General features: G+C 63.3%; 18 protein-coding genes. 7 read left to right on the top strand and 11 right to left on the bottom strand.

Features of this window, described 5'->3' with window-relative positions; genetic code table 11:
- Positions 1 to 164 precede the first annotated feature (164 nt).
- The 3 genes from U1R88_RS10970 (at position 165) to U1R88_RS10960 (ending at position 2,778) form a co-directional block, all read left to right on the top strand.
- A complete protein-coding gene (locus U1R88_RS10970) occupies positions 165 to 1,412 on the top strand; it encodes a COG3904 family protein (protein ID WP_322431248.1) in 1,248 nt (415 codons plus the stop codon).
- A 72-nt stretch (positions 1,413 to 1,484) separates the two neighbouring features.
- Positions 1,485 to 2,087, top strand: coding sequence for an LOG family protein (locus U1R88_RS10965; protein WP_322431247.1), 603 nt, complete (start codon positions 1,485 to 1,487; stop codon positions 2,085 to 2,087).
- Between the two features lie 106 nt (positions 2,088 to 2,193).
- Positions 2,194 to 2,778, top strand: coding sequence for a YceI family protein (locus U1R88_RS10960; protein ID WP_322431246.1), 585 nt, complete (start codon positions 2,194 to 2,196; stop codon positions 2,776 to 2,778).
- Positions 2,779 to 2,797: 19 nt separating this feature from the next.
- On the opposite strand, the gene cimA is transcribed toward U1R88_RS10960, so the two are convergent.
- Genes cimA through cysS form a run of 3 tightly spaced genes read right to left on the bottom strand, consistent with a single transcriptional unit; the run spans position 2,798 to position 6,356 of the window.
- The gene (gene cimA, locus U1R88_RS10955; protein WP_322431245.1) at positions 2,798 to 4,393 is read right to left on the bottom strand and encodes a citramalate synthase; all 1,596 of its coding nucleotides are present in this window, start codon (positions 4,391 to 4,393) and stop codon (positions 2,798 to 2,800) included.
- Positions 4,390 to 4,914 (bottom strand): GNAT family N-acetyltransferase, encoded by a 525-nt coding sequence (locus U1R88_RS10950; RefSeq protein ID WP_322431244.1) that lies wholly within the window; start codon positions 4,912 to 4,914, stop codon positions 4,390 to 4,392. Before U1R88_RS10950 ends, cimA begins: the two co-directional genes overlap by 4 nt.
- Positions 4,914 to 6,356, bottom strand: coding sequence for a cysteine--tRNA ligase (gene cysS / locus U1R88_RS10945; protein WP_322431243.1), 1,443 nt, complete (start codon positions 6,354 to 6,356; stop codon positions 4,914 to 4,916). Before cysS ends, U1R88_RS10950 begins: the two co-directional genes overlap by 1 nt.
- A gap of 332 nt (positions 6,357 to 6,688) precedes the next feature.
- On the opposite strand from cysS, the gene U1R88_RS10940 reads away from it, so the two are divergent.
- The gene (locus tag U1R88_RS10940; RefSeq protein ID WP_068287134.1) at positions 6,689 to 6,991 is read left to right on the top strand and encodes a hypothetical protein; all 303 of its coding nucleotides are present in this window, start codon (positions 6,689 to 6,691) and stop codon (positions 6,989 to 6,991) included.
- 52 nt (positions 6,992 to 7,043) lie between these two features.
- Here U1R88_RS10940 and U1R88_RS10935 read toward each other — a convergent pair whose 3' ends face one another.
- The gene (locus U1R88_RS10935) at positions 7,044 to 7,559 is read right to left on the bottom strand and encodes a CreA family protein (protein ID WP_322431241.1); all 516 of its coding nucleotides are present in this window, start codon (positions 7,557 to 7,559) and stop codon (positions 7,044 to 7,046) included.
- Positions 7,560 to 7,689: 130 nt separating this feature from the next.
- Positions 7,690 to 9,018: a glutamate--tRNA ligase gene (gene gltX / locus U1R88_RS10930; protein ID WP_322431240.1), complete on the bottom strand. Its 1,329-nt coding sequence runs from the start codon at positions 9,016 to 9,018 to the stop codon at positions 7,690 to 7,692.
- 361 nt (positions 9,019 to 9,379) lie between these two features.
- On the opposite strand from gltX, the gene U1R88_RS10925 reads away from it, so the two are divergent.
- Together U1R88_RS10925 and U1R88_RS10920 are read left to right on the top strand one after the other, a co-directional pair.
- On the top strand, positions 9,380 to 10,213 hold the full coding sequence (locus U1R88_RS10925) for a MipA/OmpV family protein (protein WP_068287126.1): 834 nt from the start codon (positions 9,380 to 9,382) through the stop codon (positions 10,211 to 10,213).
- A gap of 173 nt (positions 10,214 to 10,386) precedes the next feature.
- The gene (locus U1R88_RS10920) at positions 10,387 to 12,348 is read left to right on the top strand and encodes an oxidoreductase (RefSeq protein ID WP_322431239.1); all 1,962 of its coding nucleotides are present in this window, start codon (positions 10,387 to 10,389) and stop codon (positions 12,346 to 12,348) included.
- 73 nt (positions 12,349 to 12,421) lie between these two features.
- Here the strand turns inward: U1R88_RS10920 and U1R88_RS10915 are convergent, their stop codons facing one another.
- A complete protein-coding gene (locus U1R88_RS10915) occupies positions 12,422 to 13,126 on the bottom strand; it encodes an SDR family oxidoreductase (RefSeq protein ID WP_322431238.1) in 705 nt (234 codons plus the stop codon).
- A gap of 128 nt (positions 13,127 to 13,254) precedes the next feature.
- Here U1R88_RS10915 and gcvA point away from each other — a divergent pair, with 128 nt between their 5' ends.
- Positions 13,255 to 14,214: a transcriptional regulator GcvA gene (gene gcvA, locus U1R88_RS10910; RefSeq protein ID WP_322431237.1), complete on the top strand. Its 960-nt coding sequence runs from the start codon at positions 13,255 to 13,257 to the stop codon at positions 14,212 to 14,214.
- Here the strand turns inward: gcvA and U1R88_RS10905 are convergent.
- The 5 genes from U1R88_RS10905 to chvE all read right to left on the bottom strand — a co-directional run bounded on the left by U1R88_RS10905 (position 14,169) and on the right by chvE (position 20,308).
- The gene (locus U1R88_RS10905) at positions 14,169 to 15,905 is read right to left on the bottom strand and encodes an NAD+ synthase (RefSeq protein ID WP_322431236.1); all 1,737 of its coding nucleotides are present in this window, start codon (positions 15,903 to 15,905) and stop codon (positions 14,169 to 14,171) included. The genes gcvA and U1R88_RS10905 overlap by 46 nt on opposite strands.
- A gap of 34 nt (positions 15,906 to 15,939) precedes the next feature.
- A complete protein-coding gene (locus U1R88_RS10900; protein ID WP_068287111.1) occupies positions 15,940 to 16,287 on the bottom strand; it encodes a diacylglycerol kinase in 348 nt (115 codons plus the stop codon).
- A gap of 142 nt (positions 16,288 to 16,429) precedes the next feature.
- Positions 16,430 to 17,632 (bottom strand): multiple monosaccharide ABC transporter permease, encoded by a 1,203-nt coding sequence (gene mmsB, locus U1R88_RS10895; protein WP_322431235.1) that lies wholly within the window; start codon positions 17,630 to 17,632, stop codon positions 16,430 to 16,432.
- A 2-nt stretch (positions 17,633 to 17,634) separates the two neighbouring features.
- Complete coding sequence (mmsA, locus tag U1R88_RS10890) at positions 17,635 to 19,164, bottom strand: multiple monosaccharide ABC transporter ATP-binding protein (protein WP_322431234.1); 1,530 nt, start codon at positions 19,162 to 19,164, stop codon at positions 17,635 to 17,637.
- A 79-nt stretch (positions 19,165 to 19,243) separates the two neighbouring features.
- Complete coding sequence (gene chvE / locus U1R88_RS10885; protein WP_068287101.1) at positions 19,244 to 20,308, bottom strand: multiple monosaccharide ABC transporter substrate-binding protein; 1,065 nt, start codon at positions 20,306 to 20,308, stop codon at positions 19,244 to 19,246.
- Between the last annotated feature and the right edge of the window lie 295 nt (positions 20,309 to 20,603).

Here is a 20,603-nt window from a genome sequence, read left to right as displayed (position 1 = left end):
GATGTCGGGCAAACAAAGTATCGCGCCGGTTTACTTCACCTGCAACCGTATCATATCCGGCGCGTGCCGGTATCGACCGACTGCAGCGCCATTGCCGCAGAATTGTGATGAAATTCGAGGAACGCACGATATTCTTCATCGCATGGGCTTGATCGGAAGGTTCCATGAAACGAACGGCGCTGTTTGTATCTGCTCTTTGCCTGACAATTCTTTTTGGAATCCTATCATCGCAAGCTGGCCAAACAGCGGCTGGAACACGTTCGAAAAGCGCGGCGATGCGCATTCTCATCGTGCGCAGTGCAGCAGCGGATTGCGAACCCAGCTGCGCCGAATGGATTTCCGCGGAGGGTGACATCACCGCCGCGACGCCGGCGCTGCTGCGCAAGGTCCTCAAAGCCACCGGGGGCAGGAAGCTGCCGTTCATCCTCACCTCACCCGGCGGAGACGTCGCCGCAGGCTACGCCATGGGACGCCTGATTCGCCGGGCGGGCCTGGAGGTCACTGTCGGTCGGACAGTGTTGGCTCCCTGCGCGCCAGAGGAGACGAAATGCACCGACACCCTGATGAAGGGCCGTCGCGGCTTCGCCAACAATGTGGGAGCTTTTTGCAATTCGGCCTGTGTGTTCGTGCTGGCCGGCGGCGTAGCACGTCACGTCTTTTGGGTCAGCCCGGTCGGTGTGCATCAATTCGCCACTTCCCGGACTCTGACACGCTGGCGCCAGACCACGCTCAACGGGCGCGTCATCCGGCGGGACATTCTGTCGGTCAGTCGGATCAAGGTAAAGACGACACAGGCGCAATATGACCAGGCTGCCCGATTTTTCGACGAAATGGGCATCGATCCCGGTATCAACGAGCTGGTTCAGCTTGCGGGCAACAACGACATCCACGTCATGGACCGCAGTGAACTCCTGGCGACGAAAATCATCACGGACGGCCAGGATGCGAGAGGGCAGATTCTCAAGCTCCAGGCGGCGCTGGAGGTTCCGAAGACACCCCCTCCCGTCACCGCCTCTGCCACATCTACCGCCGATGTGCCGGCGGGACTGTTCGAGGGCAAGGCCATGATCTCGCATATCGAGCTGCGGCAGGCCGCAGAGGGCAACAGCGTACAGGCCAGCATAACGCCGTCGATCGGCGACGTCGCCTTGCCCGTCGCCGACCTCGTCGCAATCTTCCAGATCGACGATACGCTTGCTCTCTCGGATACGCCCGGGAATATCCTGCCACCTGCCCCGGCCCTGACAATCATCCTTGCCCCCGCCACCTTCTGCGTGCTCGGCTCGAGTCGTTCCCTGCGCTTTACCATCGGCCCGAAAGCAGGCAGTTCCGCCACGCCTGAAACCGTCATGGTCTCGACAGGCCGCTTCCGCGATCTGGATGCCCTTCTCGACAGGGTCTGCCGCAAATAGCGCGCCACCCACGGCACATGCTTCCGGCAAAGCAACTTGACCCCGCCCCTGCTGCGATGCGAAACCGGGGGCATGACAAAGCTTCGTTCGATTTGCGTCTATTGCGGCTCCAGCAATGGCACCCGACCCGACTATGTCGCCGGCGCCGAGCGCCTCGGCCGGGACATGGCCGAAGGTGGCATCCGCCTCGTCTATGGCGGCGGCAATGTCGGCCTGATGGGCACGGTCGCCCGCGCCGTCATCGAGAATGGCGGCCAGGTCACCGGCATCATCCCGACCTTCCTGCAGCGGCGCGAGCGCATGCTCACCGAGGTCGAGGAACTCATCGTCACCAAGGACATGCATGAGCGCAAGCGCCTGATGTTCGAGCGGGCCGATGCCTTTGTCGCCCTTCCCGGTGGCGTCGGCACCCTGGAGGAACTGGTCGAGCAGCTCACCTGGGCCCAGCTCGGCCAGCACAAGAAGCCAATCGTGCTGGTCAATATCGACGGCTTCTGGACACGGTTCCTCGACATTCTCGACCATATGCGCGAGGAGGGCTTCATTCGGCCCGAAACCGCCGTGGACGTGCTGGTGGCCAACACACCCGAAGAGGTCGTGCCGATGGTCACGGCAGCGATCGAAAAGATCTCGCGCACCGAAATGGCAATGAGCGTCGCACCCGAGACGCTCTGAAGCCGCCTCCAGGGGTTGCGGTCGAATAGGAGCTGCGATCGAATAGGATCGCGGCCTCGGGTGTTCATGCCACGGTGTTTTGCGATCGGGGGGCATGGACAATGCGATGAGGCAGTTTTTCCAGGCGAGCGCGGCGGCGCTGTTTTTCAGTAGCTGCCTTTCGTCCCCTGTCCTGGCAGGCGATCTCTACGATCTCGATCCCGACCATACCCAGACGATCTTCCACATCGACCATCTCGGCTATTCCACCGTCTCCGGTAGTTTCCACCAGTTGAAGGGCGTGCTGACGCTCGACGAGGCACATCCCGAGCAAAGCCTGGTCGAGGTGGCGATCGAGGCGTCCAGCGTCGATACGGGAGTAGCTGCGCGCGACGGAGATCTAAGGTCGAGCGAGTTCTTCGACATCGCCCACCATCAGACGATCACCTTCCGAACCACGAAGGTGAAGCGCCGTGGCCCGCGCAGTGCCGATCTCGGCGGTGACCTGACACTGCTGGGGATCTCCAGGCCCGTGACGCTGCGAACCACCTTCAACCGCGTCGCACCGGATCCGTTGCGCGGCAACCGCATGGTCGCCGGCTTCACGGCCACCACGACGATCCGGCGTTCGGATTTCGGCATGAAGGCCTTCATCCCCCTGATTGGCGACGTCGTGCGCGTAGATATCAACGCCGAAGCGATCCGGCGCTGAGAAAGGCCCGCAGGGGAGTTCAGACCTCCGCGCCGGCCTTGAGCAGCTTGTAGGTCATCGAATCCACCAGGGCCTGGAAGGAAGCATCGATGATGTTGTCGGAGACACCCACCGTGGCCCAGCGGTCACCGGCGGCGTCCTGGAATTCGATCAGCACCCGCGTCACGGCATCGGTACCGCCCTGGAAGACGCGGACCTTGTAGTCGATCAGCTTCAGGTCCTCGATGACCGACTGGTATTTGCCCAAATCCTTGCGGAGCGCCGTGTCGAGGGCGTTCACCGGGCCATGTCCCTCGGCCGCGGAGATCAGTTCCTCGGTCCCGACCTTGACCTTGACGATGGCCTCGGAGAACACGCCGAGTTCCCCGCGCTCGTTCCAGCGCCGCTCGACATTGACGCTGAAACGCTCGACGAAAAAGAACTCCGGCACGCTGCCGAGAATGCGCTTGGCCAGGAGGAAGAAGGAAGCGTCGGCGCCCTCATAGGCATAGCCCTGCGCTTCCTTGTCCTTCAGCGCGCCGAGCAGGCGCGAGAGGCGCGGATCGTCCTTGTCGATCGCGAGGCCCAGGCGCTCCAGTTCGGCCAGGATGTTCGACTTGCCGGCCTGGTCCGAGACCAGCAATTTACGCCGGTTTCCGACGCTCTCGGGCGGCACGTGCTCATAGGTCGAAGGATCCTTCATCACGGCCGAGGCATGGATGCCGGCCTTGGTGGCGAAGGCCGAGGAACCGACATAGGGCGCATGATGGTCGGGCATGCGGTTGAGCAGTTCGTCGAGCTTGCGCGAGATGCGCGTGAGGCTTTCGAGCCTGGCCGCATCCACGCCGATCTCGAAACGCTCGGCATAGGCAGGCTTGAGCAGGAGCGTCGGGATCAGCGAAGTGAGATTGGCGTTGCCGCAGCGCTCGCCAAGCCCGTTCAGCGTACCCTGGATCTGGCGCACTCCCGCCCTGACAGCCGCCAGCGAATTGGCGACGGCCTGCTCGGTATCGTTGTGGGCATGGATGCCGAGATGGCCGCCAGGGATCGTCCTGGTCACCTCGCCGACGATGCGCTCGATCTCATGCGGCAGTGTGCCGCCATTGGTGTCGCACAGCACCACCCAGCGCGCGCCGGCCTCATAAGCCGTGCGGGCGCAGGCGAGCGCATAATCGGGATTGGCCTTGTAGCCGTCGAAGAAATGCTCGCAGTCGAGCAGCACCTCGCGACCGCGCACCTTGGCGGTGGCGACGCTGTCGCGGATCGAATCGAGATTCTCTTCCAGGCTGATGCCGAGGGCCATGCGCACCTGGTGGTCCCAGCTCTTGGCCACGAAGCAGATCGCGTCGGCTTGCGCATCCAGGAGGCCGGCGACGCCAGGGTCGTTGGCGGCCGAGCGCCCGGCCCGCTTGGTCATGCCGAAGGCGGTGAACTTCGCCTTGAGACCACTCCGCTGGCTGAAGAACTGCGTGTCGAGCGGATTGGCACCGGGATAGCCACCCTCGACATAGTCGACGCCGAGATCGTCGAGCAGGCGCGCGATCGCCTGCTTGTCGGCGAGCGAGAAGTCGACGCCTGTGGTCTGGGCGCCGTCGCGCAGGGTGGTGTCGAACAGATAGAGACGATCGCGCGTCATTGCCGGCTCGCATCGGGCGGGGCCACGAGCGCCTTCTTCATGGTGGTGTTACCGAGCCATTCGTCGCCGCGCGACACGGTGTTGCGCTGCTGGGGCACGAAACCCTGCCTTTGGAAAAAGTCACGGGCAGTGTCGCTGGCATCGACGGTGAGCTGGGTGGCGCCGCGCGCCTTGGCGAGTTGCTCGATGGCGCCATAGAGCGTCGAGGCCACGCCCTGCCCGGCAACCGCGGGATGGACGTAGAGCAGATCGACCAGTTCCTTGCCCTTCAAGGCGATGAAGCCGACCGGCGAGCCACCGACCGTCGCAACCAAGGTGAGACAGCCGGCAAGGCGCTTGCCCCAGGCTTCCTCGTCCTCGGCGGCCTCGGCCCAGGCTTCCTGCTGGGTTTCGGAATAGTCCTCGCCCGTCAATTCGTGGATGCTGGCCCTGAAGATCTCAGCCAGGATCGGCGCATCGGCGGGCAGGAAGGGGCGTAGCCCCGGCTTGGGCATCGCGGGATTCGACGTCGACTTGGCCATCAGAGCTTGACCTCCCAGCTGGTAGTGCCGTCCTTATTGTCCTTGACGGCGATGTTCAACCGGGCGAGCTCGTCGCGGATGCGATCGGACTCCGGCCAGTTCTTCTCGGTACGTGCCACCTTGCGGGCCGCCAGAAGCGCCTCGACCTCCTGCCTCAGGCCATCGCTGACATGCGTGTCCCCCTTCAGGGCTGCCGCATCGTTGCTGAAGCCCAGAAAGGCGAGCGTCGCCGCCCGGTCGGCCGGATCGGTGATCTGGTGCAGGCGCGCCAGCATGGCCGGTGTGTTGAGATCGTCCGACAGGGCCTCGATCACGCCGGCGTCGACACTTCCGCCCGCAGGCAACTCCTCATACCAGCGCAGCAGGGTCTGCTGGGCCTCGTTCAAGGCCTGCAAGGTCCAGTCGATCGGCTGGCGATAATGGGTGCGCAACATGGCGAGCCTCAGCACGTCGCCATGCCAGGCGCGCCCGCCGAACCTGTCGCTGCCGAGCAGCTCGCGAATGGTGATGAAGTTGCCGAGGCTCTTCGACATCTTCTCGCTCTCGACCTGCAGGAAGCCATTATGCATCCAGACATTGGCCATCACCGGCGTATCGAAGGCGCAGCAGCTCTGGGCGATCTCGTTCTCGTGGTGCGGGAAGACGAGATCGATGCCGCCGCCATGGATATCGAAGACGTTGCGGGCCGGATCGTCGCAGGCGATGCCACCGCCATAAGGAGTGAGCAGCGTCGCCATCGACATGGCCGAGCACTCGATATGCCAGCCCGGACGGCCGGGCGTGGCGATGCCCAAGGGGCTTGGCCAGCCGGGCTGATTGCCATGCGAGGGCTTCCACAGCACGAAATCCATGGCGTCGCGTTTATAGGGCGCAACATCGACACGGGCGCCGGCCAGCATCTCGTCGAGCGAGCGGCGGGCGAGCGCGCCATAGCGCGGCACCTTGGCGAGCTTCTCCATGGCATGGACGGAGAACAGCACATGCTCCTCGGCGACATAGGCGACACCGCGCGCCACCAGGCGCTCGATGATGGCCTTCATCTCCTCGATATGATCGGTCGCGCGCGGCTCGACCATCTGCGGCGGCTGGCCGGGCTGATTAACCTGATCGGGCATCAGCACGCCGAGTTCCCTTATGTCCTGGTGGAACTGGGCCAGGGTACCATTGGTCAGTTCGCGGATGGTGATGCCGCGCTCGGCCGCGCGCTCGTTGATCTTGTCGTCGACGTCGGTGATGTTGCGCGCGTAAGAGACATGCGCGGCGCCGTAGACATGGCGCAGCAGGCGGAACAGCAGGTCGAAGACGATGATCGGCCGAGCATTGCCGATATGGGCAAAGTCGTAGACGGTCGGGCCGCAGACATACATACGCACCCGATCGGGATCGATCGGCGTGAAATCGACCTTGGCGCGCGTACGGGTATCGTAGAGCCGTAAAACCATGAGTTCCCCACCTCGGCTGGCCGGGGGCGTCCTGCGCTCAAGATTTTGGGCGAATGACGGCGCCAGCCAGCGTTGCTGCTAGCTGCAAATAATCCGCGAAAGGATGGCCGTCTTTGTCATGGCCGGGAGCAATGTGCCATGCGGGCGACGTTGTCAAGCCACACGAGACAAGGACGGCATCCGCTTTCTCCAGTGCCAGAGTGATGCACCCAGGCAACAGAGTTTCGCCAAAAATTAAACACGCAGATTTACGTATGTTTAAAAACGCACAGCGATGATAGGCAGGCTCCGCTATCCGAACGGGGCAGACCCCGTTCACATGTGTGATTTCGATGAACCTGCGTACCCTCTCCTTCATCGCGGCTTGCCTGGCCTTCGCCAGCCCCGCCTCCGCCCAGAACGTGGCTTCCTTCGTCGTCAGCAGCGATGACGGCTACGGCGTCGACACCTGCCTGGAAAGCGGCTCGCCTTGCGGCCAGCCGATTGCCAGCGAATGGTGCGTCGCCAATGGTTATGCCAAGGCCGTCGCCTTCCGCCGCCAGACTGAAACCGACATCACCGGCGCCATCAACGCGCCCACGCAGGTGGCCGCTGCCGCGCAGCCGCACGCCGTCGTGATCACCTGCGAGAAATAAAAACTTCACGGGAAGTGGGAATGCGGGCGGTAGCTCTTGCCGGGCTCCGCCCTCAGTCGGTGACGAAATCGCCGCATTTCTGCGGCGGCTCGCCAGCCCAGGGCATCACCGGTACCGACGAGGTCGAGTTCTTCGGAGATCCCTCGATCAGCTTGTCGGTGTAGACCAGATAGACCAGCACATTGCGCTTGGCGTCGCAGCCGCGCACGACCTGCATCTTCTTGAAGAACAGCGAGCGGGATTGGCGGTAGACCAGGGCGCCCTGCTCGAATTTTTCCTTGAACTTGATCGGCCCGATCTGGCGGCAAGCCAGGGAGACGTCCGACACCTCCTCGGCCACCCCGAACATGCCCTTGAGACCGCCCTTCTCCGGCACGGTGAAGTGGCAGGCAACCCCTTCGACATCGGGATCGTCGATGCCGTAGACCGCAAGCTTGTCATCGGGGGTCAGGAATTTCCATACCGTCGACTTGCGGAAGATCAGGTCCGGCTCCTGCGCCTGGGCAGCGGCGGGAGCCAACAGGGCAAGTCCGATCACGGCAAGGCCGAAGCATATTCTACGCAGCATGCGGGGTCTCCTCATCGGGCCCCATATGGGAAGGCCCCTGGCCGGGCGCTAGAGTGGAGTGTCGACCTCCCGGTCGACGCTCCTCATAAATCCCAAATCCAATATCGACCGGGAGGTCGGCACTCCAGCCTCAGCCTGCCAGCCGTGCCAACGCCTGTTCGCGGCCGATCAAGGGCAGCAGCGCCTTGAGTTCGGGACCATGGTCGAGCCCGGTCAGCGCCTGGCGCAGCGGCATGAACAGGGCCTTGCCCTTGGCACCGGTGGCGTCTTTCACGGCCTGTGTCCAGGCGCCCCAGGTGTTCTCGTCCCAGGGTTCGCTCGGCAGCAGTGCGGCGGCGCGGCCGAGGAACTCCAGATCCCGTTCTGCCTTGACAACCGGTCCTGTCACCACATCCCACCAAGTCTTCGCATCCGCCAGCCTGACGAGATTGCTGCGCACGGCAAGCCAGAATGCCTCGCCCCCTTCGATGCCGAGAGCCGCGAGCCGCTGCGAGACATCCGCATAATCCGTCTCGTGCAGCAGCTTGGCGTTGAGAGTCTCGATCTCGGCCGGATCGAACCGTGCCGGCGCCCGCGAGATGCGCGAGAGGTCGACCAGCGCCGCCAGTTCCGGCAAAGTTGCGATCGGCCTGACAGCCTCGGCCGTGCCGGTCAGCACGGCCAGGCTCGCCACCGCCATCGGCTCCAAGCCGTCCTCGCGCAGCGAACCGATCGACAGCGCGCCGCTGCGCTTGGACAGCCCCTCGCCGCTCACCGTGGTGAGCAGGTTGTGGTGCGCAAAAGCCGGCACGGTGCCGCCCAGCGCCTCGAAGATCTCGATCTGCACGGCGGTGTTGGTGACATGGTCCTCGCCGCGGATGATATGGGTGACGCCGAGATCGATATCGTCGACCACCGAGGGCAGCGTGTAGAGATAGCCGCCATCGGCGCGGATCAGCACCGGATCGGAGAGCGAGGCGGTATCGACATGGGCGTGGCCACGCACGCCATCCTGCCATTCGACGATGCGGTGGTTGAGCAGGAAGCGCCAATGCGGCCGGCGCCCCTCGGCCTCCATTGCCGCCCTCTGCTCGGCCGTCAGGCGCAGGGCCGCCCGGTCATAGACCGGCGGCAGGCCGCGAGCCTTCTGCAAGGTGCGCCGGCGCTCCAACTCCTCCTCGGTCTCGTAGCAGGGATAGAGCCGGCCGGCCTCGCGCAGGCTGGCGGCCGCGGCATCATAGAGGGCCATGCGTTCCGACTGGCGGGCCTGCACGTCCGGCACCATGCCAAGCCAGGCGAGGTCCACCGCGATGGCGTCGGCATATTCCTGGCGCGAACGGGCGGTGTCGGTATCGTCATAGCGCAGGATGAAGCGCCCACCATCGCGCTTGGCCACACACCAGTTCAGCAAAGCGGTGCGGATATTGCCGATATGGATATAGCCGGTGGGAGATGGCGCAAAACGGACGACGGGCGGCATGATGGGCTTTCAAAATTAGAAATATGGCCTGTCCTATACCGCGAACCCTCCCTTTTGAAGGAGAGATTATGAACAGGCTCCTGCCATTTTTGCTGGCCACAAAATCGCCATCGTGTTTATAAGGGACAAGATAATCAATTGCAGCCGGCTCATAGACTCCTTTCCCGGCTGATCATCGCCACTCAGTGAATGCCGCCAAAATAGGCATCACGAAACTGACGATGCCCTCGGCATCCAAAACATGACGTTAGGGAATTCGTTGATTATTCATGGCATCCTTCATTGTTTGTTGTCACCTCGAAGGCATTGTGCGGCCAGGTTGGTGGCCGTTCCTGCCGCGACCGGAAATGGGAATAGAGTGATGTTGCGTACCTCCCTGAAGACTGCCGCCGCGGCAGGAGTTCTTGCCGTTCTGGCAACGCCGGCGCTGGCCCAGTCCTCTTCCTACACGCCGACGGGATTTTGGGACAACTACATCGCCGGTGGCTGGTCGCTGGAGCTCGGCGCCACCGCCGCCATGGGCCCCAAATATGAAGGCGCCAAGGATTTCAGCTTCCTGCCCTCGCCGATCGTCTCGCTGTCCCGCCAGGGCAAGGGCCCGGCCTTCACCTCGCGCAACGACAATCCGGGTCTGGGCCTCCTCGACAACGGCTTCCTGCGCATCGGCCCGGTCGGCAAGATCCTGTTCGAGCGCGACGGCTCCACCGACGATGATCTCAAGGGCCTCAAGCCGGTACGCTGGGGCGGTGAACTCGGTATCTTCGCCGATATCTATCCGACCGAATGGCTGCGTTTGCGCGCCGAATTGCGGCATGGCATCCGTTCGCATCACGGCCTCGTCGCCGATCTCGCCGCTGATGCCTTCTATGACATCGCGCCGGATTGGCGGATTTCCGGCGGCCCCCGCCTCTCCTTGGCCACGCGCAGCTATTTCGATGCCTATTACGGTGTGAACCTGCAGGAATCGCTCGCTTCGGGCCTCAGCCCCTATTCGCCCGGCGGTGGCCTGAAGTCGGTCGGTGTCGGCGGCGCGCTCACCTGGAAGACCACGGACAAGATCACCACCAGCGCATTTGCCGAATATAGCCGCCTCACCGGCCCCGCCTCCAAATCGAGCCTGGTCAAGGAGCGCGGCTCCCCCAACCAGTTCCTGATCGGCGTTTCGGCAAGCTATCGCTTCGACTTCAATCTCTGAGACGTTCGAAGCCCCTTCTCACAGGCGCGGGCACCCGCTCGCGCCTGCGAACGCCTGACTTGCGGAACACGAGGCACGAGCCGAATACTTGCTCGCCTGTCGCGACAATCGGCCATGTTGATTGCACGATCGCTCCCGTGCACCCAGTACGGGTCCAGTTTCTGCGAGGCCCCGTGAGCCAGTCCGCCCCCCTTCCCCACCTCTATTCGCCATTCACGATCCGCAACCTGCGCATCAAGAACCGCATCATGTCCACCGGGCATGACACCACCCTGCCCACGGCCTTCGTGCCCAATGAGGCGCTGATCGCTTATCAGCAGGCACGCGCCCAGGGTGGCGTGGGGCTGATCGTGCTGCAGGTCGCCGGCGTGCATGAGACGGCGCGCTATACCTCCCATCTCCTGATGGCGACCAGCGACGACTGCATTCCCGGCTATCGGCGCCTCGCGGAAGTCTGCCACGCAGAGGGAGCCGCGGTGTTCGGCCAGCTCTTCCATCCCGGGCGCGAGATCATGGAGACGGCCGAGGGCACCGCCCCCGTCGCCTACGCGCCCTCCGCCGTGCCCAACCAGCGCTTCCATGTCATGCCGCGGGCCATGAGCACCGCAATGATCGGCGAGATCGTCGAGGGCTATGGCGAGGCTGCACGCCGGCTCGAACAGGCCGGGATCGACGGCGTGGAGATCGTCGGCAGCCACGGCTACCTGCCCTCGCAATTCGTCAATCCGCGCGTCAATGTGCGGGAGGATGCCTATGGCGGCTCGTTCGACAACCGCCTGCGCTTCATCCGCGAGAGCCTGGCCGCCATTCGTACCAAGACGGGGCCGGACTTCGTGGTCGGCCTGCGCTTTTCCTCCGAGGACAGCGATCTCAACGGCCTCACCGCCGAGGAAGTGGCTGAGGTGCTCACCGCCCTCGACGGCAGCTTCGACTATTTCAACCTCACGGTCGGCTCCTCCGCCAGCTTCGGCGGCGCTGTGCACATTGCCCCCGCCATGGCCTTTTCCAGCGCCTATGGCGCGCCATCGGCGGCAGCCGTGAAACGCAAGGTGAAGACCCCGGTCTTCTATGCCGGGCGCGTCAACCAGCCCCAGGATGCCGAGCAACTGATCGCCAATGGCTCGGCCGACATGGTCGGCATGACGCGTGCGCTGATCTGCGACCCCGATATGCCCGCCAAGGCCGAGCAGGGCCGCTTCGACGACATCCGCGCCTGCATCGCCTGCAACCAAGCCTGCATCGGCCATTTCCAGCTCGGCGTGCCCATCTCCTGCATCCAGCACCCCGAGACCGGGCGCGAGCTGCGCTACGGCAAGGTGCTGCCCGCCGGCGCTGCGAAGAAAGTGTTAGTGGCGGGCGGTGGTCCGGCCGGCATGAAAGCCGCCAGCATCGCCGCTTCGCGCGGCCATGACGTCACGCTCTACGAAGCCTCGGGCCGGCTCGGCGGACAGGCCCTGCTGGCGCAATTGCTGCCGCGACGCATGGAATTCGGCGGCATCGTCACCAATCTCACCCGCGAGGCCGAGCTTGCCGGCGTCACCGTGGTGAAGAACACCAAAGTCGACCGCGCCCTGGTCGAGCGCGAGCGTCCCGACGTGGTCATCATCGCCACCGGTGCCACACCGCGCCATCCAGAACTGCCCGGCTCCGAGACCGCCCATGTCGTCGACGCCTGGCAGGTGCTGCGCGACGAGGCCAATGTCGGCAGTTCCGTGCTGGTGGCGGACTGGCGCTGCGACTGGATCGGCATGGGCGTCGCCGAGAAGCTGGCGCGGGCCGGCTGCAAGGTGCGCCTCGCCGTCAACGGCTATATGCCGGGCCAGCGCATCCAGGCCTATGTCCGCGACCATTGGGCCGGCGTACTGCACGATCTCGGCATCGAAGTCATCCCCTATGCCGATCTCTACGGCGTCGACGGCCAGACCGTCTATCTCGCCCATGTCACCGGGCGCGAGCCGATCATCGTCGACGGCATCGACACGCTGGTGACGTCGCTCGGCCATGAGGCCGCCAATGCCCTGGAAACCGAGCTGGAGGGCCTTCCCACCGAGATCCATCTCATCGGTGACTGCCTGACGCCTCGCACGGCCGAAGAAGCGGTGCTGGAAGGCCTGAAGGCGGGCTGGGCCATCTGAGAACGCGGCATCTTTCCGGGTGCGCGGACGAGACACCCGCGCATCCGGGAAATGGCGCCCCGAATGCGTTCCTTCAGAGCGAGCGCATCAGCCCGCCATCGACCCGGATATTCTGGCCGGTGATGTAGCCGGCGCCCTCCGACGCGAGAAAGGCAATCGTGGCCGCGATCTCCTCGCTGGTGCCGTAGCGGCCCATCGGCACGCTGTCGCGGCGTTCCTCGGTGGCCGGCAGGCTGTCGATCCAGCCCGGCAGCACATTGTTCATGCGCACATTGTCGGCGGCATGCTGATCGGCGAAGAGCTTGGTGTAGGCGGCAAGCCCGGCGCGGAACACGGCCGAGGTCGGGAACATCGCCGTCGGCTCGAAGGCCCAGGCCGTCGAGATGTTGATGATGGCGCCGCTCTTTTGGCGAATCATCGTGGGGGCCACCAGGCGGGTCGCCCTGGCAACGTTCATCAGATAGACGTCGAGCCCCGTGTGCCATTGCTCATCGGTGATCTCCAGAAGCGGCGCGCGCGGACCATGGCCAGCGCTGTTGACCAGCACGTCGACACGCCCCCAACGCTCGAGCGTGCGATCGGTGAGGCGCTGCAAATCCTCGTTGGACTGGTTGGATCCGGTGACACCGAGACCGCCCAATTCCTGCGCGATGGCTTCCCCCTTGCCGGAGGAGGAGAGAATGGCAACCTTGTAGCCATCCTTGGCTAGGCGCCTTGCGGCAGCTGCTCCCATGCCACTGCCGCCGGCCGTGACGATCGCTACTTTTTCTGCTGCCATTGAAGTCATCCTTCCATATTCCGGAGCGGCGCAAGGCCGCGACAAAGCGACTATCTTCCTGATATACTGCCAAATCAGGCTTCATTCGAGCCAGAATAGCTATTCCGATCCTATAGAAAAACTACTGCATGCCGAATGTCCTGCCTCACCTTCCTCCGCTCAAGGCCCTGCGCGCCTTCGAGGCTGCCGCACGCCATCTGAACTTCCGCCTTGCCGCCGAGGAGCTGAACGTAACCCAGGGCGCCGTCGCCCAGCATATTCGAGGGCTGGAGGCCGATCTCGGCGTGAAACTGTTCGAACGGCTGCCTCGTGGGCTTGCCCTTACCCATGCCGGGCAGGGCTATCTGCCCAATATCCGCCGGGCTTTCGAACTCATCGCCGATGCGACGCAGGGACTGCGCCCCGAGCCTGCCAGGCTGACGATCAGCGTCACGCCGAGCTTCGCAACCAAATGGCTGATCCCCAGGCTGCCTCAGTTCGTGGCCGAGCATCCGCTCGTCGAGTTGCGCATTCTGGCCAATGAGAGCCTGTCGAATTTCCAGAGCGACGGCGTCGACATCGCGGTGCGGCAAGGGCGGTTGCCCTTCGGGCCGGGACTGGTGGTCGAGCGCCTGTTTGCGCAGCAGGTGATCGCCGTCTGCGCGCCCGGCCTGCTGCCGGCCGGCACGAACGGCCTCGAACCGGCCGAGATCCCGAGCCATACCCTCCTGCACGATACCCATAATCTGTGGCCCGAGTTTCTCGAACAGGCGCTGGGGCTGAAGCCGCTTGTCGAGCCGCGGCGGATGCGCTTCAACCAGACGGGACTGGCGATCGAGGCGGCCGCCGCCGGCCAGGGCATCGCGCTCGCCAGCCGCTTTCTCGTCGCCGGCGACCTCGCCGGCGGCCGGCTGGTCCAGCCGGTGGCTGCCGAACTGTCCGGCAGCCATGATTTTTACGTCGTGCTGCCACGCCGGCAGCGTCATCCCGAACCGACGGACGCGGTCCGGCGCTGGCTCATCGCGACGGCCCAGGCGGAAGCGCGAGCAGACGACCCCGAAGCTCAGAAATCCACCGCATCCGCGCTCGCGGTGGTGGAGACCCGATAGAGTGCGGCATCCGGCACGAAGGCGGGCTTGGCGCTGTCCCGGAACCGGTTGGTGATCGGATAACGGCGGTCACGGCCGAAATTCTTCTCCGTCACCTTCACGCCGGGCGCGGCCTGGCGGCGCTTGTATTCGGCCAGATAGAGCAGGCGCTCGACCTTGCGCACGGTCTCCTCGTCGTGACCGCGCGCCACGATCTCGCTGACCCGCATCTCGCTTTCGACCAGGCAGCGCAGGATGTCGTCGAGCACGTCGTAGGGCGGCAGCGAATCCTGGTCCTTCTGGTTCTCACGCAATTCGGCGGATGGCGCCTTGGTCAGGATGTTTCGCGGAATCACCACGCCCACCGGCCCCTTGGCATCCATCGGTTTCCAGCGATTGCGCAGCTCGCACAAGCGATAGACCTCGGTCTTGTAGAGGTCCTTGATCGGGTTGAAGCCGCCATTCATGTCGCCATAGAGCGTGCAATAGCCGACCGACATCTCCGACTTGTTGCCGGTGGTCACCACCATGGCGCCGAACTTGTTGGAGATCGACATCAGGATGGTGCCACGGGCGCGGCTCTGCATGTTCTCCTCGGCAATGCCACGTGGCTGGCCCTTGAACAACGGTTCGAGCACGCTCTCCAGCCCGCTCACCGGCGCTTCGATCGGCACGACGTCATAGCGCACGCCCAGCGCCGCGGCGCATTCGAAGGCATCCTTCAGGGATTCGGGCGAGGTGTAACGATAGGGCAGCATCACGCAATGCACCCGCTCCGGCCCGAGCGCGTCCACCGCCATGGCCGCCACCAGGGCGGAATCGACACCACCGGACAGGCCAAGCACCACACCGGGAAAACCGTTCTTGTCGACATAGTCGCGCAGACCCAGGACGCAGGCCTGGTAATCGGCTTCCTCGCCCTCCTCCACCGGTTCGACCATGCCTGGCTCGCACGCCCAGCCTTGTGCCCCGCGCCGCCAAATGGTGGTGACGACGGCTTCCCGGAAGGCCGGCAATTGCACCGCCAGGCGATGATCGGCATTGAGGGCGAAGGAGGCGCCGTCGAAGATCACCTCGTCCTGGCCGCCAACCTCATTGGCATAGAGCAGCGGAAGACCGGATTCGGTGACGCGCGCCACCGCCACGTTGAGCCGGATGTCGGACTTCTCGCGATGATAGGGTGAACCATTGGGCACCAGCAGGATTTCGGCGCCCGTCTCGGCGAGGCACTCGACTACGTCATGGCCCCAGATGTCCTCGCAGATCGGCACGCCCAGACGCACGCCGCGAAAGGCGATTGGACCCGGCAGGGGCCCCGGCTGGAACACGCGCTTCTCGTCGAACACGCCGTAATTGGGCAGATCGTTCTTGAAGCGGACGGCGGCGACGATCCCCTTATCCACCAGCGCCACCGCATTGTGCAGCTTGTCTTTCTCGCGCCAGGGCAAACCCACCAGGGCAGCCGGCCCGCCATCGGCCGTGTCGCGGGCGAAATCCTCCAGCGCGGCACGGCAGGCGTCCTGAAAAGCGGGCTTGAGCACCAGATCCTCGGGCAGGTAGCCGCAGAGGAAGAGTTCGGTGAACAGCACGAGATCGGCGCCCTGCTCGCGCGCACTCGCCCTGGCAGTGCGCGCCTTGGCGAGGTTGCCGACGATATCGCCGAGCGTCGGCTTGAGCTGGGCGATGGCAATGCGCAGAATATCGGTGCTCATGGTCTCTTCAAAGGCGGATAAGGATCCGCCATCCTTACACCAGCCTTTCGGCCAGCGCGAGAATCCAGGTCAGGCCCGCCAAGGTAAGCGCGGTGAACACCGCTGCCGACCCGAGATCCTTGACGATGCGGATATGGGGGTGGCGGTCGGGCGTGACATGGTCCGACAGCGCCTCGATGGCGGTGTTGAGCAACTCCACCATCAGCACCAGCAGGATGACGCCGATCAGGGCAAGGCGCTTCCACCAGCTTTCGGTCACGAAGAAGCTCGCCGGCACCGCGACGAGCAACACGACGACCTCCTGGCGTACCGCCAGTTCGTAGCGGACGGCATGGGCAAGGCCCGCTGCCGAGTTGAAGAATGCCTTGACGATTCGCTCCATGACCACTCCCGAGAACGGCAGGCGTTTTAAGGCCACGCCGCGGCAATCGCCAAGTAGAATCGGGGCATTGCAATCGAGATCGAGACGGTATCAAGCAAATGCCGGCCCGAAGGCCGGCATACTGCCATCGTTATGGTCTCTCTCAGCGCTTCTTCTTGTAGTAGACGTCGAGACAGACGGCGAAGAGCAGCACCAGGCCCTTGATCCATTTCTGGTCGTCGATGCCGAGGCCGAGGATCGACATGCCGACATTCATCACGCCCATCAGCAGGGCACCGATCACCGCGCCGGTGATCTTGCCGACGCCGCCCGAGGCCGAAGCGCCGCCGATGAAGCAAGCCGCGATGACGTCGAGTTCATAGCCGTCGCCCGCTTTCGGGGTCGCCATGCCGCCGAAGCGCGAGGTGACGATCAGCCCGGCCAGGGCCGCCAGAGCGCCCATATTGACGAAGGTCAGGAGGATGAGCCGGTCGGTGTTGATGCCCGAGAGCTTGGCCGCCTTCTCGTTGCCACCGAGGGCATAGATGCGGCGGCCGATCACGGTGCGGGTGGTGACGAAGACATAGAGCAGCGTCAGCGCCAGCAGGATGATCAGCACCATCGGCAAGCCGCGATACATTGCCAGGAGATAGCCGACATAGATGGCGGCAACCGCCATCAATGCGTTGCGGCCGAGGAAGATCGCCATCGGCTCTTCCTCCACGCCGTGCTTGAGCCGCGTCATCCGGCCCTTGATGTTCACCAAGATGAACAGAGCCGCGGCGATCAGGCCAAGGGCGAAGGTTGTGGTGAAGAAGCCCGGGGATGCGAAGGGATCGGGAATCCAGCCGGCACTGAGCTGGTTGAACTCGGCCGGCAGCGGGCCGACATTGGTATTGCCGAGCAGACGATAGGTCAGCCCGCGAAACACCAGCATGCCCGCCAGAGTGACGATGAAGGAGGGAATGCGCAGATAGGCGATGAAATAGCCCTGAACGCCGCCGATCAGCGCCCCGACCACCAGGGTAGCGACTGCCGCCGGTGCCCAATGCCAGCCGAGCTTCACCATCAGGGTCGCGGCGACGGCGCCGGTGAAGGCGCAGACGGAGCCGACCGACAGGTCGATATGGCCCGACACGATCACCAGCAGCATGCCGAGCGCCATGACGATGACGTAGCCGTTCTGGTTGGGGATGTTGTTGATGTTGGACGGCGCCAGCATCCGCCCTTCCGTCATGTATTGGAAGAATCCGACGATGACGACGAGCGAGATCAGCAGGCCATAGTCGCGGATGTTGCCGCTGATATATTCAAGGATCGATTTCTTGGGCGAAGAGCCTTGAGCTTCCACGGTGTTTGTCGTCATCGTCAATGTCCTTCCGCACGCATGATGGCGCGCATGATCTTTTCTTGGGTGGCCTCGGCCCCGGGGAATTCGCCTACGAAGCGGCCCGCATTCATCACATAGATGCGATCGCACATGCCCAGCAGTTCCGGCATCTCGGAGGAAATCATCAGCACGGCTTTGCCTTCATTCACCATCTCGTTGATGATGCTGTAGATTTCGTATTTCGCACCGACGTCGATACCGCGCGTCGGCTCGTCGAGCATCAGCAGTTCAGGATTGGAGAACAGCCATTTGGAGAGCACCACCTTCTGCTGATTGCCACCCGACAGATTCACCGTCTTCTGGAAGACGTTGGGAGAGCGGATGTTCAGCTTGCGCCTGTAGTCGTTGGCCACCCGCAATTCCTTGATGTCGTCGATGATGGAATTCTTCGACACACCTTCCAGGTTGCTGAGCGTGATGTTCTTCATGATGTCCTCTTCGAGGACGAGGCCGAGCTGTTTGCGATCCTCGGTAACGTAAGCCAGGCCATTGGCCAGCGCTTTCTGGATGCTCGAAAGATCGACCGGCTTGCCGTGCATCAAGGCCTGGCCGCTGATGCGCTGGCCGTAGGAATGGCCGAAGATGCTCATGGCGAGCTCTGTCCGCCCCGCACCCATCAGGCCTGATATGCCGACGACCTCACCCTTGCGGACCGTGAGATTCACGCCCTTTACCACCTGCCGATCGGAATGCTCGTGGTGGTGCACCACCCAATCCTTGATCTCGAGGACCGGTTCGCCGATCTTGGGCTGCCGGCTGGGATAGCGGTCCGCCATTTCGCGCCCGACCATACCCTTGATGATGCGATCCTCGCTGATTGCCTCGCCACGGCAGTCCAGGGTTTCGATCGAAGCCCCATCGCGAATGATGGTGATCTCGTCGCAGACCTTGGAAATCTCGTTGAGCTTGTGCGAGATCAAGATCGAGGAAATGCCCTGACGCTTGAACTCCAGCAGGAGGTCGAGCAGGGCATCGCTGTCGCTTTCGTTAAGACTGGCAGTCGGCTCGTCGAGGATCAGAAGCTTCACGTCCTTCGACAAGGCCTTGGCGATCTCGACGAGCTGCTGCTTGCCGACGCCGATATTGGTGATGAGCGTGTCCGGCGATTCCCTCAGCCCGACCTTGTCCAGCACCTTGCGGGTCTTGCCATAGGTCAGGGGCCAATCGATGAGGCCACCCGTTGCCTGCTCGTTGCCGAGGAAGATGTTCTCGGCGATGGAGAGCAGTGGCACCAGGGCAAGTTCCTGATGGATGATAATGATGCCGAGCTCTTCAGACTGTCGGATATCCTTGAAGTGGCATTCCTTGCCGCGGAAGCGAATCTCTCCTTCATAGGAGCCGTGGGGATAGACCCCGCTCAGCACCTTCATCAAGGTTGATTTGCCGGCGCCATTCTCGCCGACCACGCCGTGAATTTCGCCCTCGTTGACCGTGAGGTTGACGTTGCTGAGCGCCTTGACCCCCGGAAAGGTCTTGGTGATGCCCCGCATTTCCAGGATGGCTGTCATAGTGGATGACCTGTGAAAAGGGCGGCCGGCACCGTGGTGCCAGCCGCCCGATACCCTAACATGGTTTGAGGACGACCACTTATTTCAGCTGGTCTTCCTTGTAGTAACCACCATCGACCAGCACCTGCTTCCAATTATCCTTGGTGACCAGGACGGGCTTGAGCAGATAGGTCGGCACCACCTTCTTGCCGTTGTCGTAGCTCTTGGTGTCGTTGATCTCGGGCTTGCCGCCGGAGAGCACGGCATCGACCATGTCGACCGAGACCTTGGCGAGCTGGCGCGTATCCTTGTAGATCGTCGAATACTGGTCGCCGGCGATGATCGCCTTGACGGACGCGACTTCGGCGTCCTGGCCGGAGATGAAGGGCATGGGCTTGTCGCCCGAGCCGTAACCGGCGGCCTTCAGCGAAGCGATGATACCACGCGACAGGCCGTCATAGGGCGACAGTACCGCGTCGACCTTCTTGTCGGTGTAGAAAGCTGAGAGAAGGTTGTCCATGCGCGACTGGGCGAGCGAACCGTCCCAACGCAGCGTACCGACCTTGTCCATGCCTGCCTGCTTGGACTGCACGACCAGCTTGCCGCTGTCGATATAGGGCTGCAGCACCGACATGGCGCCGTTGTAGAAGAAGAAGGCGTTGTTGTCGTCGGGCGAGCCGCCGAACAGCTCGATGTTGAAGGGTCCCTTGCCGTCCTTGAGGCCGAGGCCGGCTTCCAGCGACTGGGCCTGCAGCACGCCGACCTGGAAATTGTCGAAGGTCGCGTAATAGTCGACATTCTCCGAATTGCGGATCAGGCGGTCATAGGCGATGACCTTCACGCCCTTGGCCGCAGCCTCCTTGAGCACGTCGGCGAGCGTGGTGCCGTCGATCGAGGCGATCACCAGCACCTTGTCGCCCTTGGTCAGCATGTTCTCGATCTGCGCGAGCTGGTTGGGGATGTCGTCGTCGGCATATTGCAGATCGGTGGCATAGCCCTTGGCCTGAAGCTGCTTGACGACATTGTTGCCGTCGTCGATCCAGCGCTCGGAAGTCTTGGTCGGCATGGCGATGCCGACAGGCCCCTTATCCTGGGCAAGGGCCGGCGATGCGAGCGTGATCGCGCCGAAGGCAGCAGCCAAAAGCAAGGATTTGAATAGTTTCACGTCTCTCTCCCAAGTTGACGTTTTCCCGGTCCGGGACGAACCGGGTCTAGAAAATAGCCCCTCAGCCGACATCGGGAATCGAAGCGGCTCCAATGGAGCCTCTTCTCACCCCCGGAGCACAGCCGAATGCGTCCAGAACCGTGCCGCCAAGGGGTGTTTCTTCCAGCGAGGCTCAGAATTCATAAGAGCTTTCCGATGCTTGTCAATTGGTATTACAATTAGCAAACAGATGATGCGCCACCGTCCCCCAAGAGCGACGGTGGCGCTTCTCGTCATCGCATGTCAATCGGTCAGG

The organism is Labrys sedimenti, assembly GCF_034424805.1.
Classification (GTDB): Bacteria; Pseudomonadota; Alphaproteobacteria; order Rhizobiales; family Labraceae; genus Labrys; species Labrys sedimenti.
This window is presented reverse-complemented; position numbering and strand designations above follow the sequence as displayed.